General features: G+C 72.5%; 13 protein-coding genes. 12 read left to right on the top strand and 1 reads right to left on the bottom strand.

What is annotated here, in order from left to right; translation table 11 throughout:
* Positions 1–313: 313 nt before the first annotated feature.
* The 7 genes from ssd to ACZ6MA_RS28950 all read left to right on the top strand — a co-directional run bounded on the left by ssd (position 314) and on the right by ACZ6MA_RS28950 (position 5,270).
* Positions 314–1,426 (top strand): septum site-determining protein Ssd, encoded by a 1,113-nt coding sequence (ssd, locus tag ACZ6MA_RS28980; RefSeq protein WP_469437279.1) that lies wholly within the window; start codon positions 314–316, stop codon positions 1,424–1,426.
* Positions 1,423–2,580: a TadA family conjugal transfer-associated ATPase gene (locus tag ACZ6MA_RS28975; RefSeq protein ID WP_469437278.1), complete on the top strand. Its 1,158-nt coding sequence runs from the start codon at positions 1,423–1,425 to the stop codon at positions 2,578–2,580. Before ssd ends, ACZ6MA_RS28975 begins: the two co-directional genes overlap by 4 nt.
* 95 nt (positions 2,581–2,675) lie before the next feature.
* Positions 2,676–3,500, top strand: a complete 825-nt coding sequence (locus ACZ6MA_RS28970; RefSeq protein WP_469437368.1) for a type II secretion system F family protein — start codon at positions 2,676–2,678, stop codon at positions 3,498–3,500.
* Positions 3,497–4,294 (top strand): type II secretion system F family protein, encoded by a 798-nt coding sequence (locus ACZ6MA_RS28965; protein ID WP_469437276.1) that lies wholly within the window; start codon positions 3,497–3,499, stop codon positions 4,292–4,294. Before ACZ6MA_RS28970 ends, ACZ6MA_RS28965 begins: the two co-directional genes overlap by 4 nt.
* A 2-nt stretch (positions 4,295–4,296) precedes the next feature.
* Positions 4,297–4,563, top strand: a complete 267-nt coding sequence (locus tag ACZ6MA_RS28960; RefSeq protein WP_469437274.1) for a DUF4244 domain-containing protein — start codon at positions 4,297–4,299, stop codon at positions 4,561–4,563.
* Positions 4,550–4,894: a TadE family type IV pilus minor pilin gene (locus tag ACZ6MA_RS28955; protein WP_469437272.1), complete on the top strand. Its 345-nt coding sequence runs from the start codon at positions 4,550–4,552 to the stop codon at positions 4,892–4,894. The genes ACZ6MA_RS28960 and ACZ6MA_RS28955 overlap by 14 nt, the downstream gene beginning before the upstream one ends.
* 7 nt (positions 4,895–4,901) lie before the next feature.
* The gene (locus ACZ6MA_RS28950; protein WP_469437270.1) at positions 4,902–5,270 is read left to right on the top strand and encodes an Rv3654c family TadE-like protein; all 369 of its coding nucleotides are present in this window, start codon (positions 4,902–4,904) and stop codon (positions 5,268–5,270) included.
* 113 nt (positions 5,271–5,383) lie between these two features.
* Here ACZ6MA_RS28950 and ACZ6MA_RS28945 read toward each other — a convergent pair whose 3' ends face one another.
* Positions 5,384–7,849, bottom strand: a complete 2,466-nt coding sequence (locus ACZ6MA_RS28945) for a DEAD/DEAH box helicase (RefSeq protein WP_469437269.1) — start codon at positions 7,847–7,849, stop codon at positions 5,384–5,386.
* Positions 7,850–7,903: 54 nt separating this feature from the next.
* Between ACZ6MA_RS28945 and bldG the strand changes: the two genes are divergently transcribed.
* The 5 genes from bldG to ACZ6MA_RS28920 all read left to right on the top strand — a co-directional run bounded on the left by bldG (position 7,904) and on the right by ACZ6MA_RS28920 (position 14,330).
* Positions 7,904–8,245 (top strand): anti-sigma factor antagonist BldG, encoded by a 342-nt coding sequence (bldG, locus tag ACZ6MA_RS28940; protein WP_030367299.1) that lies wholly within the window; start codon positions 7,904–7,906, stop codon positions 8,243–8,245.
* Between the two features lie 116 nt (positions 8,246–8,361).
* Positions 8,362–8,793 (top strand): ATP-binding protein, encoded by a 432-nt coding sequence (locus ACZ6MA_RS28935; RefSeq protein WP_469437366.1) that lies wholly within the window; start codon positions 8,362–8,364, stop codon positions 8,791–8,793.
* Positions 8,794–9,379: 586 nt separating this feature from the next.
* Positions 9,380–11,770 carry a sodium-translocating pyrophosphatase gene (locus ACZ6MA_RS28930; RefSeq protein WP_469437267.1) on the top strand — a complete coding sequence of 797 codons (2,391 nt, stop codon included), beginning with the start codon at positions 9,380–9,382 and terminating at the stop codon, positions 11,768–11,770.
* A gap of 231 nt (positions 11,771–12,001) precedes the next feature.
* Entirely contained in the window at positions 12,002–12,574 is a 573-nt protein-coding gene (locus ACZ6MA_RS28925) for a small secreted protein (protein WP_469437266.1), read from the top strand.
* A gap of 223 nt (positions 12,575–12,797) precedes the next feature.
* Positions 12,798–14,330, top strand: coding sequence for a DUF7059 domain-containing protein (locus tag ACZ6MA_RS28920; protein WP_469437264.1), 1,533 nt, complete (start codon positions 12,798–12,800; stop codon positions 14,328–14,330).
* Positions 14,331–14,783: the final 453 nt, after the last annotated feature.

Below are 14,783 nucleotides of genomic sequence, written 5' to 3'. Positions count from 1 at the left end.
GACGACCCCCGCTCTCCCCCCCGGCGGGGGTCGTCGCATGTCCGGATGCATTTTGAGCGCCCTCATCCCGCGTTCCTCTCCGTGGTTCGGCCGAGTGGGCCGTGGTCTCCCCTCCTTCATACCTGTCACGCAGGGTAATCAGTGTGCTGCTCTCCGGAAGTCACCGGTATAGGTGAGCGGGATATTCACAACCGTTGAGTTGTCCACAGTTTTTGTCCAAGATCCACAAGGTTTTCCAGTTCGATGCACGGTGATTCCCCGCGAGTTCCGCGATGTTCGCGGAAGAGAGCGCGCGTAGTGGGAGGGGAAGACCGTGACCGGATCCATCACATCCGATTGGCGGACGGCCGCCGTCGCCGCAAGGCCGGACGGGCCGCTGGTCGTCACGGAGGACGAGGGCCTGCTGGACGACCTGCTGCGGCTGTGCGCCGCCGCCGGAGCCGTGCCCGAAGTCGCTCATGGAATGCCCGTGCGCAGGGGGAGCTGGGAGCGCGCCCCCTTGGTCCTGGTCGGTGACGACTGTGCGGCCCGGCTCGGGGGTGCCGTGCGCAGGGAGGGGGTGGTGCTGGTCGGCCGGGATCAGGACGATCCCGGCGTCTGGCAGCGCGCGGTGGGCATCGGAGCCCGCAATGTGGCGCTCCTGCCCGACGGGGAGGGCTGGCTGGTCGACAGGATCGCCGACGCTGTGGAAGGCGTGGGCCGCCCGGCACTCACGGTGGGGGTGATCGGCGGCCGGGGCGGCGCCGGGGCGAGCACGCTGGCCTGCGCGCTGGCCGTCGGCGCTGCCCGGGCCGGGCAGCGCACGATGCTGATCGACGGCGATCCGCTGGGTGGCGGACTCGATGTGCTGCTCGGAGGGGAGAAGGCGGCGGGATTGCGATGGCCGGCCTTCGCCGACTCGCGGGGCCGGGTGGCCGGTCGGGCACTGGAAGAGGCACTCCCCGAGCTGCACTCGCTGCGGGTCCTCAGCTGGGATCGGGGTGACTGTCTCGCGGTGCCGCCCGACGCCATGCGGGCGGTGCTGGCGGCGGCCCGCAGGCGGGGCGGGGCAGTGGTCGTGGATGTGCCGCGCCGGCTCGACGACGCGGCGGTGGAAGCCCTCGGGCAGGTGGACGTGGGGCTGTTGGTGGTGCCCGCGGAGCTGCGAGCCGTCGCGGCGGCCCACCGGGTCGCCTCGATGGTCGGCATGGTGCTGAGCGATCTGAGGCTGGTGACGCGCGCCCAGGCCGGCTCGGAGCTGCGGGGCGAAGAGATCTCCCATCTCCTCGGTCTGCCGCTCGCGGGTGAACTCCCACCCGAGCCGGGCCTGTCGGACGCCCTGCTCACCGGCCGCCCGCCGGGAAGCGGCGAGCGCGGACCGCTGGCACGGTTCTGCGCGGAGTTCTGGGCGCGGACGTCAGCCGACGGCACAGGTGTGCCGGCATGAGCACCGAGCTGCTGGACGCGGTACGCCTACGGCTGGCGGAGAGCGGGGTGGATCCCACACCCGCGAGGGTGGCGGAGGCCCTGCGCCGGGAAGGCCGGCTGCTCGGTGACGCCGAGGTGCTCGGCGTCGCGGCCCGGCTGCGCTCCGAGCTGATCGGCACCGGGCCGCTGGAGCCCCTGCTCCGCGCACCCGACGTCACCGATGTTCTGGTCACCGCGCCCGACCAGGTGTGGGTGGACCGCGGAGCGGGCCTGGAGCGTGCCGGTGTGTCCTTTGACGACGCGGCGGCGGTGCGCAGACTCGCGCAGCGGCTCGCCGCGATCGCCGGACGCCGGCTCGACGACGCCCGGCCCTGGGTGGACGCCCGGTTGCCGGACGGGACGCGTCTGCACGCCGTGCTGCCACCGGTGGCCGTCGGCTCCACCTGTCTCTCGCTCCGGGTGGTGCGACGGCGGGCCTTCGCGTTGGAGGAACTGGTGGCCGCGGGGACCGTGCCGCCCGGTGGGCAGCGACTGCTGCGGGCCCTCATGGCCGCACGGCTCTCCTTCCTGATCAGCGGTGGCACGGGGTCGGGAAAGACGACCTTGCTGTCCACCCTGCTCGGCCTGGTAGCGCCGGACGAGCGGATCGTGCTCGCCGAGGACTCGGCCGAGCTGCGCCCCGAACACCCGCATGTGGTGCGGCTGGAGACGCGGCCCGCGAACCAGGAGGGCACCGGGCTGGTGACCTTGCGCGATCTGGTGCGGCAGGCACTGCGGATGCGGCCGGACCGGCTGGTCGTCGGCGAGGTGCGCGGCCCGGAGGTCACCGATCTGTTGGCCGCTCTCAACACCGGACACGAGGGAGGGTGCGGCACGGTGCACGCCAACGCGGCGGCGGATGTGCCCGCCCGGCTGGAAGCGCTGGGATCGACGGCGGGGCTCGACCGCGGGGCGTTGCACAGCCAGTTGGCGGCTGCCCTGTCGGTGGTGGTCCACCTGGCACGCGACCGCGGCGGCCGTCGGCGGATCGCGGAACTCCACGTCCTGGACCGCGACGCCGGAGGTCTCGTGACGACCGTACCGGCGGCCGTGTGGGGCGAGAACGGTTTCGAACGGGCGCGAGGCTGGGCCAGGCTGGCAGGCCTGTGCGAGCGGGGCGGTGGTGCGTTGTGACGGCTTCCGTGACCGCTTCCGTGACCGCTTCCGTGGCGGCGCCCCGAGCGGTGGCCCCGGTGTTCACGGCCGTGCTGCGCGCGGTGGCCGCCCTCATGGTGCCGCCATGGCCGGGGCGGGAGTCGCGGCGGGCCCGGAGCCTGCTGGCCGCCGGTGGGGGAGCGAGACCCGATGCCGCGTCACCTTCGTGGGCCGGGACGCACGTTGGGCGCATGCTCCGATGGGGGCGGGCGAGGCGGGAACTGCTCTGCGTACCGATCGGTGGTGCCGTGGCACTGCTGGGTGAGTCGGTGCTGCCCCTGATCGGCGCGGTGGCCGCCGTCCCCCTCCTGAGACGCGCACTCGTCACCAGGCGGCGCGCCCGCGAGCGGGCGCGGCGGGAGGCGGCCGTGATCGATCTGTGCGGTGCCGTGGCGGGTGATCTACGCGCCGGGCGGCAGCCCGGCGAGGCACTGGTGGGGCTGGCGGTTGACCTGGGGGCGGCATGGTCCGCCGTCCCGGCGGCGGCGAGGTTCGGCGGTGACGTGCCGGACGCCCTGCGGAAGGCGGCGCGTCAACCGGGAGCCGAGGGGCTGAACGGGGTGGCCGCCTGCTGGCAGGTCTCGGTCGACGGCGGGGCGGGGCTCGCCGCCGGGCTCGAACGGGTGGCGGCGGCCCTCAGCGCCGAACGGGACCAACGGGAGGACCTATACGCCCAGTTGGCGGGCACGCGCTCCACCGGCGTGATGCTCGCCGTGCTTCCGGTACTCGCCCTCCTGCTGGGCAGCGCGCTCGGAGCCGCCCCGTTGCGGGTGCTGCTGCACACATCCGCGGGTCTGGGCTGCCTGGTGCTCGGTGGCGTTCTGGAGGGCGCGGGTCTCGCATGGACCGCCCGGATCGTCCGGGCGGCCGGGGGAGCGGGAAGGGGCGATGGGGCATGAACGGAAAAGTTATCCACAGCCTGGGGATAGTTATCGCGCTTGCCGCCGGAGGCGCGGTCCTGGTGATCGTCCTCGGCCTGGCGCGCCGGGCGCGAGAGGGCCGTTCGGCTCGCCGACGGGTGGTGTGGCTGCTGAAGGGGGATGGTCCGGTCGGGCCGGTGAGCCGACTGCGGCGGTGGTCTGAGGGGGCGGCGGTGGCGCGGGCCGGGCTCCCGGCCGTGGCGGCGGGGCTGGCCGGTCTCGTCCTCACCGGGGGGTTCGCCGGGTGCGTGGTGGGGCTCGGGGCCGCCTACGGCGTGTGGCGGTGGCGGCGGTGCGCCAAGCGTACCCGCGATGAGCCGCCCGCGAAGGGATCGGAGGAGCAACTTCCGTTCGCGGCGGATCTCTTGGCGGCCTGCATGGCAGCGGGGGCCGGGCCCCGGGAGGCCGCCGCGGCGGTCGGTGCCTCGTTGGGCGGGCCCGTGGGCGAGCGACTCGCCCAAGCCGCTGCCGAGGTGCGCCTCGGCGGGGAGCCGGGCACGGCCTGGGGCCGGCTGGGGAGTCTGCCCGGCGCCCGGGGGCTCGCCCGATGCCTGGAGCGGGCCCAGGCGTCGGGCGTGCCGGCGGTGGAACCCATGTCACGGCTGGCGGGGCAGTTGCGCGCCACGCGAGGCCGGGCGGCGGGCATACGAGCCCGGCGCGCGGGGGTCCTGGCGACGGCACCGCTGGGGCTGTGTTTCCTGCCCGCCTTCCTGGTGGTCGGCGTGGTGCCGGTGGTCATCGGTCTGGCGAGCGGCCTGCTGAAAGGCACCTGACGATGCGTAAGGCGATGGGTAAGGCAATCCGTAAAGCAATGCGTAAGGCACAGGAACGGGGGGAGACAGTGGTGGTCGTGCGGTGGTGGTCCCGGCGTTGGGCCCGGTTGCGGGTGGCCGGTGAAGACGGAATGACGACGGCGGAGTACGCCGTGGGAACGCTGGCGGCATGTGCGCTCGCGGCGGTGCTCTACAAGGTGGTCACCGGCGGTGCGGTCGGTGCGGCGTTGCAGTCGCTGATCGTGAAGGCACTCCATGCGTCGTTCTGACGGCGGCTATGTGACGGCGGAGGCCGCGTTGGTGTTACCGACGCTGACCTTGTTCGGCATGGCGTTGCTGTGGGGGCTGATGGCGGCGTCCGCGCAGATCCAGTGCGTGGACGCGGCTCGCGCGGGAGCGCGGTCCGCGGCCCGGTCGGAGTCGGAGTCGGCGGCGGTCGCCGCTGCCCGGTCGGCCGCTCCGGCCGGGGCCCGGATCGCGCTGGCGCGGGAGGGAGACCTGGTGCGGGTGCGGGTCGACGCCCGAACCGTGGGCCCCGGGCCGTTGACGGTGCGGCTGGGTGGGGAGGCGGTGGCCCTTGCGGAGGAGACGGTGGGGTGACGGGGGCATGGCCTCGGTATGGGTGGCGATCGCCGCGGCGGCCTTCTGCGCGGTGTTCGCGGCGACGCTGGCCATGGGGCAGGCCGTGGTGGCCCGTCACCGAGCGGGTGGCGCTGCGGACCTGGCGGTGCTGGCGGCGGCCGACCACGCCTTGTCGGGGCCTCGGAAGGCGTGCGGCTTGGCCCGGAGGGTGGCCGCGGCCCAGGCGGCGCGGGTGGTGCGGTGCGCCGTGAGCGGCGAGATCGCCGAGGTGGCGGCCGAGGCACGGGCGGGGCCCTACACCGTCCGGGTGCGTTCCCGCGCCGGCCCTCCGGGCCTCCCCGGCCTGGCCGCCCCCGGACCGGCGCGCGCCGAGGGCCCGGTGCCGCCCGTCTGATCGGCAGACGGGGCACGCACGAGCGGTAGCTGGGTGATGGCTCCGGCCGTCACGCCCCTCGGCCCTGGCGGCGACGGACGGTCCGGAGGCGGGGCGGGTGCCTCGCGGGCACGTTACGGGGCCGGGTCTCGCCGTTCCTCCTCGGCGGGAGCGTCGGCGAGGAGCCGGGTCAGGAGGCGGATGGCGGCCCGTTTGTCGAGTGGGTCGTTGCCGTTGCCGCACTTGGGGGACTGGATGCACGAGGGGCAGCCGGCGTCGCACTCACAGGCGGCGATCGCCTCGCGGGTGGCGGTGAGCCAGCTCGCGGCGGTGTGGAAGGCGCGCTCGGCGAAGCCGGCGCCGCCGGGGTGGCCGTCGTAGACGAAGACGGTCGGCAGGGCCGTATCGGGGTGCAGGGGCACCGAGACGCCGCCGATGTCCCAGCGGTCGCAGGTGGCGAAGAGCGGGAGCATGCCGATGGAGGCGTGTTCCGCGGCGTGCAGGGCGCCGCCGACGGCGTCCGGGTGGATGCGGGCCTCGTCGAGGTGGTCCTCGGTGACCGTCCACCACACGGCCCGGGTGCGCAGGGTGCGGGGCGGCAGGTCCAGCTTGGACTCGCCGAGGACCTCACCGGTGATGAGTTTGCGACGGAGGAAGGAGACGACCTGATTGGTGACCTCGACGGAGCCGAAGCACAGGCGCGCGTCCCCCCAGGGGATCTCGGCACTCGTCTCCAGGATGGAGATGGCCGTGGTGTCGCGGGCCGTCGTCGAATAGGGCGGGGCGGCCTCCTCGACGAGGGCGACGGAGTCCTCCAGGTCGAGATGGCGCACCAGGTAGGTGCGGCCCTGGTGGAGGTGGACGGCGCCGTCGTGGACGGCCGTGTGGGCGGCGGACGCGTCCACCGTGCCGAGCAGGCGGCCCGTGCCCTCCTCCACGACCTGCACGGGGCGGCCGCCGCCGCCCCGGATGTCGGCCAGGTCGGCGGCCCGCTCACGGCGCGTCCAGTGCCAGGCGGAGCCCCGCCGGCGGAGCAGCTTGCGGCCTTCGAGCTGGGACAGCAGGCCCGGCGTCTCGGGGCCGAAGAGGGAGAGATCGGATTCGGTGAGCGGCAGCTCGGCGGCCGCGGCGCACAGATGGGGGGCGAGGACGTACGGATTGTCCGGATCCAGGACGGTGGACTCCACCGGCTGCCGGAACAGCGCCTCGGGATGGTGGACGAGATAGGTGTCCAGCGGGTCGTCGCGGGCGACGAGGACCGCGAGTGCGCCCCGGCCCGTGCGGCCCGCGCGGCCGGCCTGCTGCCACAGGGAGGCGCGGGTACCGGGATAGCCGGAGATGAGGACGGCGTCGAGGCCGGCGACGTCCACGCCGAGTTCCAGGGCGGTGGTCGCGGAGAGGCCCAGCAGTTCGCCGCTGTGCAGGGCGCGCTCGAGGGCGCGGCGCTCCTCGGGGAGGTAGCCGCCCCGGTAGGCGGCGACCCGGGAGGGGAGGGAGCGGTCCACCGCGGCCAGGCGTTCCTGGGAGATCAGGGCCACGAGTTCGGCGCCGCGCCGTGAGCGGACGAAGGCGACGGTCCGCACCCCCTGTGCGACGAGGTCGGTGAGGAGGTCCGCGGTCTCCGCGGTGGCCGTACGGCGGACGGGGGCGCCCCGCTCGCCGTGGAGCTCGGTGAGCGGGGGCTCCCAGAGGGCGAAGACGACTTCGCCGCGCGGGGAGGCGTCCTCGGTGACCTCCACCACCGGCAGCCCGGTCAGCCGGGTCGCGGCGGTGGCCGGGTCGGACGCGGTGGCGGAGGCGAGGAGGAAGACCGGATTGGCGCCGTAACGGGCGCAGACACGCCGAAGCCGTCGCAGCACTTGGGCGACGTGCGAACCGAAGACGCCGCGGTAGGTGTGGCACTCGTCGATGACGACGTAGCGCAGCGCGCGCAGGAAGGAGGCCCACTTGGGGTGGGCGGGCAGGATTGAGCGGTGCAGCATGTCCGGGTTGGTGAGCGCGTAATTGGCGTACTGGCGCACCCACTCCCGCTCCTCGAAGGGCGTGTCGCCGTCGTAGACGGCCGGCCGGACGCTCTTGCCGAGCGGGGCGGCGAGGGCGCGTACGGCCCGTCGCTGGTCGGCTGCCAGGGCCTTGGTGGGGGCCAGGTACAAGGCGGTCGCCCCACGTCCGTTGGGCGCCTCGGAGCCGTCCAGGAGCGCGCTGAGGACCGGGGCGAGGTAGGCCAGCGACTTGCCGGACGCGGTGCCCGTGGCGACCACCACCGACTCGCCGCGCAGCGCGTGCTCGGCCGTCACCGCCTGGTGCGCCCAGGGACGGTCGATTCCGGCGGCCCGGATCGCGCCGATCACTTCCGGCCGGATCTTCTCGGGCCAGGGGGCATGACGTCCCGGTCGAGGGGGCAAGTGCTCCGTATGAGTGATGCGTGCAGCCCGGCCTGCCCCGGTGGCGAGTCTGTCGAGGACCACCCGGGGAGCGGGATGTACGCCCGCCTCCGGCGGGAGTTGATCGTGGGCCATCGACACCGAGTCTGTCATTGGCGTGACGGACAATGGACTCAAGGCGTCGTGCGCGCCTGCCGGTAAGTGATTGAATGCCATCGCGGCTGCCGATCCATGGGGGGCGACCGCTCGATGCAAGGTGCTGGAGGATCCGTGGACCTGTCCCTGTCGACCGAGACCGTAGGCGACCGTACGGTTGTCCGGGTCGGTGGCGAGATTGATGTGTACACCGCGCCCAAGCTGCGTGAGCAGTTGGTCGAGCTTGTCAACGACGGCAGCTATCACCTCGTCGTGGACATGGAGGGCGTCGACTTCCTCGACTCCACCGGGCTCGGCGTGCTGGTCGGCGGGCTCAAGCGAGTGCGTGCCCATGAGGGCTCGCTGCGCCTGGTCTGCAACCAGGAGCGCATTCTCAAGATTTTCCGTATCACCGGCCTGACCAAGGTGTTCCCGATTCACACCTCGGTCGAGGACGCGGTGCAGGCGACCGACTGACGGTCGCCGGACGACACTGCCGCGCGGGGGGCACCGGGCCCGAGGGCCCGGCCCCTCCGCGAGTTCGCCCTGTTCCAGAAGTGGGGAAGAGGGCACGTGTGACCGAGGGGGATGGCGTGGCCACCGTCGAACTGCTGTTCAGTGCCCTTCCCGAGCATGTCCGCACCGCCCGGCTGGTAGCCGCGGCGGTGGCCCGCCGGGCCGGGGTCGACGAGGCCGTGCTGGACGAGGTGCGCCTGGCCGTGGGTGAGGCGTGCTCGCGTGCAGTGGGGCTGCACGTCGGCCATGGTGTGACCACCCCGGTGCGGGTCGTGCTGATCGAGGACGAGAAGAAGTTCTCCATCGAGGTCGGGGACGACGCTCCCCATCTGTCCGCCGCCGATGCCGCGGGCGGCCCGGGGGAGGCCTCCGGCGCGGACGAGGCCGAGGACGACATGGGCCTCGCCGTCATCAGCGGGCTGGTCGACGACGTCGAGGTGACGGCGGACGAATCCGGCGGCCTCATCCGGATGAGCTGGCCGACCATTCCGGTCCCCGTGCTGCCGTAGCCCGCGTTCCGGGCCTCACGGCCGCACGCCGCGTTCCGGGCCTCACGGCCGCACGCCGCCGGGTGACTGTCGTCGGCGTGGCCCGGCCGCCCGGTCCGCTGCCGGAATCCGGCTCCCTTCCGCCGCCGTCGTAGCCCCGCGTCACCCGATTGCCGTAATGGGGCCTCCCCGATTCCGGCCGGTTCGATCAGGTCCGGCGTCGGCGCCGACGACGCCGGAGCGGCATGTGCCGCGCTGAGGCCGATGGCCGAATCCCTTCCCTCTTCGGGGTGCGTTTTCAGCTGTCGATCTTTTCCGGGGCGGCATCGCGTGAATTCCCCCGGGCCGTGGATCTTCACGGCCGGGTTCCGCTCATTGATCGCGTGCACCGGTCTCTTCTTCGGATCTTCACCCGGAGATCGGGAATCCGGCGGAACATCCATCCGGCCTTCACTTGCACAGGCTCATTCCGTTTCCTGCGCTCTGTTTTGATCTCGCCATGCTCCCTACAATCCGTCCATCTTGAGCTCAGGACGCCTGAGCGTGGCGGCTGCTCCGCGGTCGCGGGTCAGCCGCGCGCCCATGTGCCAAACGTCAAGGAGGACGAATGGCGGGGCCCCTTACCCCTGAACAGGTGGACTTCACTCAGAAACTCGCGGTCGAGCTGACCGAGGGCAACCGCACGCTGGTGCTGGTGATCGCGGCGGTCGCGCTCGCGGCACTCGTGGTGGCCGTGGTGCTGGTGCGTCAGGTGCTGGCGGCAGGCGAAGGCACCGACAGCATGAAAAAGATCGCCGCGGCGGTGCAGGAAGGCGCGAACGCCTATCTCGCCCGACAGTTGCGGACGCTCGGCGTTTTCGCCGTGGTCGTGTTCTTCCTGCTCATGCTGTTGCCCGCCGACAACTGGTCACAGCGCCTCGGGCGTTCGGCCTTCTTTCTGATCGGCGCGCTCTTCTCCGCGGCCACCGGTTATATCGGCATGTGGCTCGCCGTGCGCGCCAATGTGCGGGTCGCGGCGGCCGCGCGCGAGGCCACGCCCGCCGAGGGCGAACCGGAGAAGGATCTGACGGCCGTCTCGCACAAGGCCATGAAGATCGCATTCCGTACGGGCGGTGTCGTCGGCATGTTCACGGTGGGGCTCGGTCTGCTGGGCGCCTCCTGCGTGGTGCTGGTGTACGCGGCGGACGCGCCCAAGGTGCTGGAGGGGTTCGGCCTCGGCGCGGCGCTCATCGCCATGTTCATGAGGGTCGGCGGTGGCATCTTCACCAAGGCCGCGGATGTCGGTGCCGACCTGGTCGGCAAGGTCGAACAGGGCATTCCCGAGGACGACCCGCGCAATGCCGCCACCATCGCGGACAACGTGGGCGACAACGTGGGCGACTGCGCGGGCATGGCGGCGGACCTCTTCGAGTCCTATGCCGTGACCCTGGTCGCCGCGCTGATCCTGGGCAAGGCCGCCTTCGGTGACGCGGGTCTCGCCTTCCCGCTGCTCGTCCCCGCCATCGGGGTGCTCACCGCGATGGTCGGCATCTTCGCCGTCGCGCCGCGCCGTGCCGACCGAAGCGGTATGACCGCCATCAACCGTGGTTTCTTCATCTCGGCGGTCATCTCGCTGGTCCTGGTGGCCGTGGCGGTGTTCGTGTATCTGCCGTCCCGTTATGCCGACTTGAAGGGCATCGACGACGGGGCCATCAGCGGTCACGGCGGGGACCCGCGCGTCCTCGCGCTCGTCGCCGTGGCCATCGGCATCGTGCTCGCCGCCCTCATCCAGCAGCTCACGGGCTACTTCACGGAGACCACGCGGCGGCCGGTACGGGACATCGGCAAGTCCTCCCTGACGGGTCCGGCCACCGTCGTCCTCGCCGGAATCTCCGTCGGTCTGGAGTCGGCGGTCTACACGGCGTTGCTGATCGGGCTCGGTGTCTACGGGGCGTTCCTGCTCGGCGGCACGTCGATCATGCTGGCCCTGTTCGCCGTCGCACTCGCCGGCACGGGCCTGCTGACGACCGTCGGCGTGATCGTCGCCATGGACACCTTCGGCCCCGTCTCCGACAACGCGCAGGGCATCGCCGAGATGTCCGGTGACGTCACGGGCGCGGGCGCGCGGGTGCTGACCGACCTCGACGCCGTGGGGAACACGACCAAGGCGATCACCAAGGGCATAGCCATCGCCACGGCGGTGCTCGCCGCGTCGGCCCTGTTCGGTTCGTACCGGGACGCGATCGCCACGGCCGTATCGGAGGTACACGCCACATACGACGAGCAGGGCCTGAATCTGGACATCTCGCAGCCCAACAACCTGGTCGGGCTCATCCTCGGCGCCGCCGTCGTCTTCCTCTTTTCGGGGCTGGCGATCAACGCGGTGTCGCGGTCGGCGGGCGCGGTGGTCTACGAGGTGCGGCGGCAGTTCCGCGAGCACCCCGGGATCATGGACTACAGCGAGAAGCCGGAGTACGGGCGCGTGGTGGACATCTGCACCAAGGACGCGTTGCGCGAACTCGCCACCCCCGGTCTGCTCGCCGTCATGGCCCCCATCGCCGTCGGCTTCGCGCTCGGGGTCGGCGCCCTCGGCTCGTACCTCGCCGGCGCGATCGGCACCGGCACCCTGATGGCGGTGTTCCTGGCCAACTCCGGTGGCGCCTGGGACAACGCCAAGAAGCTGGTCGAGGACGGCCATCACGGCGGCAAGGGCAGTGAGGCGCATGCCGCGACGGTCATCGGCGACACGGTCGGCGACCCCTTCAAGGACACCGCCGGCCCGGCGATCAACCCGCTGCTGAAGGTGATGAACCTGGTGGCGCTGCTGATCGCTCCCGCGGTGGTGAAGTTCTCCTACGGCGACGACCCCAACAGTGGGCTGCGGATCGGTGTCGCGGTGCTCGCCATCGTGGTCATCGTGGTCGCGGTGTACCTCTCCAAGCGGCGCGGAGTCGCCGTGGGCGACGAGGAGAGCCCGGAGCGGGCGGCGAAACCCGCCGATCCGGCGGTGGTGTCCTAAAAGCGGCCGGCAGGCGAGAGACGGGGACGACGGAAGGCGGCGGGCGGCGTGCGCGAGTACGCTGCCCGCCCGTTCGCGCGCGTGGCGCGCGGTCCGTCCGGGGTGCGGCGAACGCCACGCCGAGTGTGGTGCAAATGGCTTCAAAAGGGGGCGCATGGTGTGCTCGGCTCGGGGGCCGCACGGCTCGGCCGTGTAAGTTCCGGGCCGAGAGCCATCGAAGGGACCAATCCGGTGAACAAGAAGCTTGTGGCTGCACTGTCCGGCGGTGCGGCGCTCGTTATGGCGCTGACCGGTTGCAGCGACAGCGACAACGGTGACAAGAAGCTCGACGACTGGGCCAAGAAGGTCTGCGACCAGATGCAGCCCCAGGTGAAGAAGATCCAGGACGCCAACTCCTCGATCGCCTCCGTCCAGAACGAGGAGGACTCGAAGAAGATCCAGAAGACCGACTCCGCGGCCTTCCAGGCCAACGCCGATGCGTACAAGGCGTTGGGCTCGGCCGTGCAGAACGCGGGCGCGCCGCCCGTCAAGGACGGCGAGACCAGTCAGAAGAACGCCGTCAAGGCGCTCAACGACCTCTCCGCGGCCTACACCGGCCTGAAGAAGCGGATGGACGGTCTGGACACCGGGGACAAGGGCAAGTTCGCCACGGGGCTGAAGGGCATCGCGGGCGACATCGGCAAGCTCAGCAGCCAGAGCGACGAAGCCCTCAAGAAGCTGCAGTCGGGTGACGTCGGCAAGGCGATGGCGAAGCAGCCCGGCTGCCAGAAGACGTCGACCTCGCCCACGCCGACGAAGAAGTAGCCCGACGAAGAAGTAGCCGACGAGGAAGTCGGGGGAGTCTCCGTACGAGCGGCTACCGGGAAAACGTAGCCCCGGCCCGCGCGTGGCCCGGCCGGGAAGCGGGAACGGCCCGGGCCCGAAGTGGGCGGCGCGTGGCGGCGGTTGACGCGCCCGGCGCCACGCCCCGGCAGGGCGCGGCGCCGGGCTTTCGCCTTTTGCCGGTGCCGCCCCCGACAATGGTCCGGTGAGTACGAACCTGCCCGCCGCCTCCGACCGCGCGCGCACCGCCCGGCTGCGCGACGCCCTGCTCGCCGCCGCCTTCACGGCCGACGGCCTCCTCGACCTGCTCGGCGCCCCCGCCTATGCCGCGCTCGCCCGCAGCGAGACCGTTCCCGCCCTGCGCGCCACCCGTGGCGACAGCCCGCTGGAGACGCTGGTCCGGCTCTTCCTGCTGCAGCGGCCGGTCGCGTACGGGCGGGCCGCCGCCGCGCTCCCGATGGACGACTGCCTCGCCGACGGATGGCTGGTCCGCGAGGACGGCGACATCGTCCGGGCGGCCGTGGACGTTCGCCCGTTCGGCGGCCCCGAGGGGCAGGACTGGTGGATCGTCTCCGACCTCGGCTGCGCGGTCGGCGGCGCCGGCGGCATCGGCGGGGGCGCGGACGGCCCGGGCGGGGTGGACCGCTCGGAGCTGGTCCTCGGCGTCGGCGGTGCCTCCACGACCCTCGCCGGGATCACCGTCCGTACGCCCGTGGCGAGCGCCCTCGACCTCGGTACCGGTTCCGGGATCCAGGCCCTGCACGCGGCCCAGCACGCCACCCGGGTCACGGCCACCGACCTCAACCCGCGTGCCCTGCACATGACGCGGCTCACGCTCGCGCTGTCCGGAGCGCCCGAGGCGGATCTGCGCGAGGGTTCGCTCTTCGAGCCGGTCGCGGACGAGACGTACGACCTGATCGTCTCCAATCCGCCCTTCGTGATCTCTCCCGGTGCCCGGCTCACCTACCGCGACGGCGGCATGGGCGGCGACGACCTCTGCCGCACCCTCGTCCAGCAGTCCGCCGCCCGGCTCAACGACGGCGGTTACCTCCAGCTGCTCGCCAACTGGCAGCACGTGGAGGGGGAGGACTGGCGGGAGCGGCTGTCGTCCTGGGTGCCCCGGGGCTGCGACGCGTGGATCGTCCAGCGCGAGGTGCAGGACGTCGCGCAGTACGCCGAGCTGTGGCTGCGCGACGCCGGCGACCACCGTACGGCTCCGGCCGACTACGCGGCCCGCTACGACGCGTGGCTCGACGAATTCGAGGCCCGTAAGACCAAGGGCGTCGGATTTGGCTGGATCACGCTGCGTAAAACCGGCTCGGACCGGCCGTCCGTGATGGCCGAGGAATGGCCGCACCCCGTCGAGCAGCCGCTCGGCCCGTGTGTGCGGGCCCATTTCGAGCGGCAGGACTTCTTGCGCGCCCACGATGACGCGTCGCTGCTCGCCGCCCGGTTCAAGCTGGCCGACGAGGTCGTGCAGGAGCAGGTCGGGCTGCCGGGCGCGGAGGACCCCGAGCACGTCGTGCTCCGCCAGAACCGGGGCATGCGCCGGGCGACCAAGGTGGACACGGTCGGCGCGGGCTTCGCCGGCGTGTGTGACGGCTCACTCGCCGCGGGCCGGATCCTGGACGCCATCGCCCAGCTCGTCGGGGAGGACGCGGTGCTACTGCGCGACCGTACGCCCGAGGCGATCCGGCTCCTCGTCGAGCAGGGTTTCCTCACGCCGGTGATCGACTGAGGGGCGCCCGTGGGCGGTGGCCGGGCGTGCGGAAGCGCCGCCCGGCCGGCTCGCCGCCGCCGGGCGCCCGAGTCCGCGCGGACTCATGAGAGGCGGAAAAGGAGGGGGCGGGTTCCCGTCATGTTCGCCGGGTGCCCCCGGTCACCGCTCTCCGGATGCCGCTCGCTGGCCGGGGTCCCGCGCGGGCGGGGCTGGCCCGGCGGGCGCTTCGCGGCGGCCCGTCGACACGCAACGCGCCACGCGTCGGCACAGCCGATATAAAACGTGCCGCTTACCGCCGGAAACCCCCGTACGCGCCGCTTTCCACCCGCTCTTCAGATGGCCTCCGGCGGCCCCTCGGCACCGGCGGTGTGCCGGTCCGGGCGGCAGACAGGACGCTTGTCGGGTTACCGTTCGAGTGGCGTTGCGGGCTTTTTCCGTTTGACACGGGGGCGGGATGTACCGTCACACTCC

The sequence above is a fragment of the Streptomyces sp. NPDC042259 genome, assembly GCF_055582085.1.
This window is presented reverse-complemented; position numbering and strand designations above follow the sequence as displayed.

What these genes read in the sequence shown, in the direction of transcription:
- ACZ6MA_RS28975 (WP_469437278.1), top strand. Translation starts at nt 1,423, where the DNA reads ATGAGCACCGAGCTGCTGGACGCGGTACGCCTACGGCTGGCGGAGAGC.
- ACZ6MA_RS28970 (WP_469437368.1), top strand. Translation starts at nt 2,676, where the DNA reads ATGGTGCCGCCATGGCCGGGGCGGGAGTCGCGGCGGGCCCGGAGCCTG.
- ACZ6MA_RS28965 (WP_469437276.1), top strand. Translation starts at nt 3,497, where the DNA reads ATGAACGGAAAAGTTATCCACAGCCTGGGGATAGTTATCGCGCTTGCC.
- ACZ6MA_RS28960 (WP_469437274.1), top strand. Translation starts at nt 4,297, where the DNA reads ATGCGTAAGGCGATGGGTAAGGCAATCCGTAAAGCAATGCGTAAGGCA.
- ACZ6MA_RS28955 (WP_469437272.1), top strand. Translation starts at nt 4,550, where the DNA reads ATGCGTCGTTCTGACGGCGGCTATGTGACGGCGGAGGCCGCGTTGGTG.
- ACZ6MA_RS28950 (WP_469437270.1), top strand. Translation starts at nt 4,902, where the DNA reads ATGGCCTCGGTATGGGTGGCGATCGCCGCGGCGGCCTTCTGCGCGGTG.
- ACZ6MA_RS28945 (WP_469437269.1), bottom strand. Translation starts at nt 7,849, where the DNA reads ATGGCATTCAATCACTTACCGGCAGGCGCGCACGACGCCTTGAGTCCA.
- ACZ6MA_RS28930 (WP_469437267.1), top strand. Translation starts at nt 9,380, where the DNA reads ATGGCGGGGCCCCTTACCCCTGAACAGGTGGACTTCACTCAGAAACTC.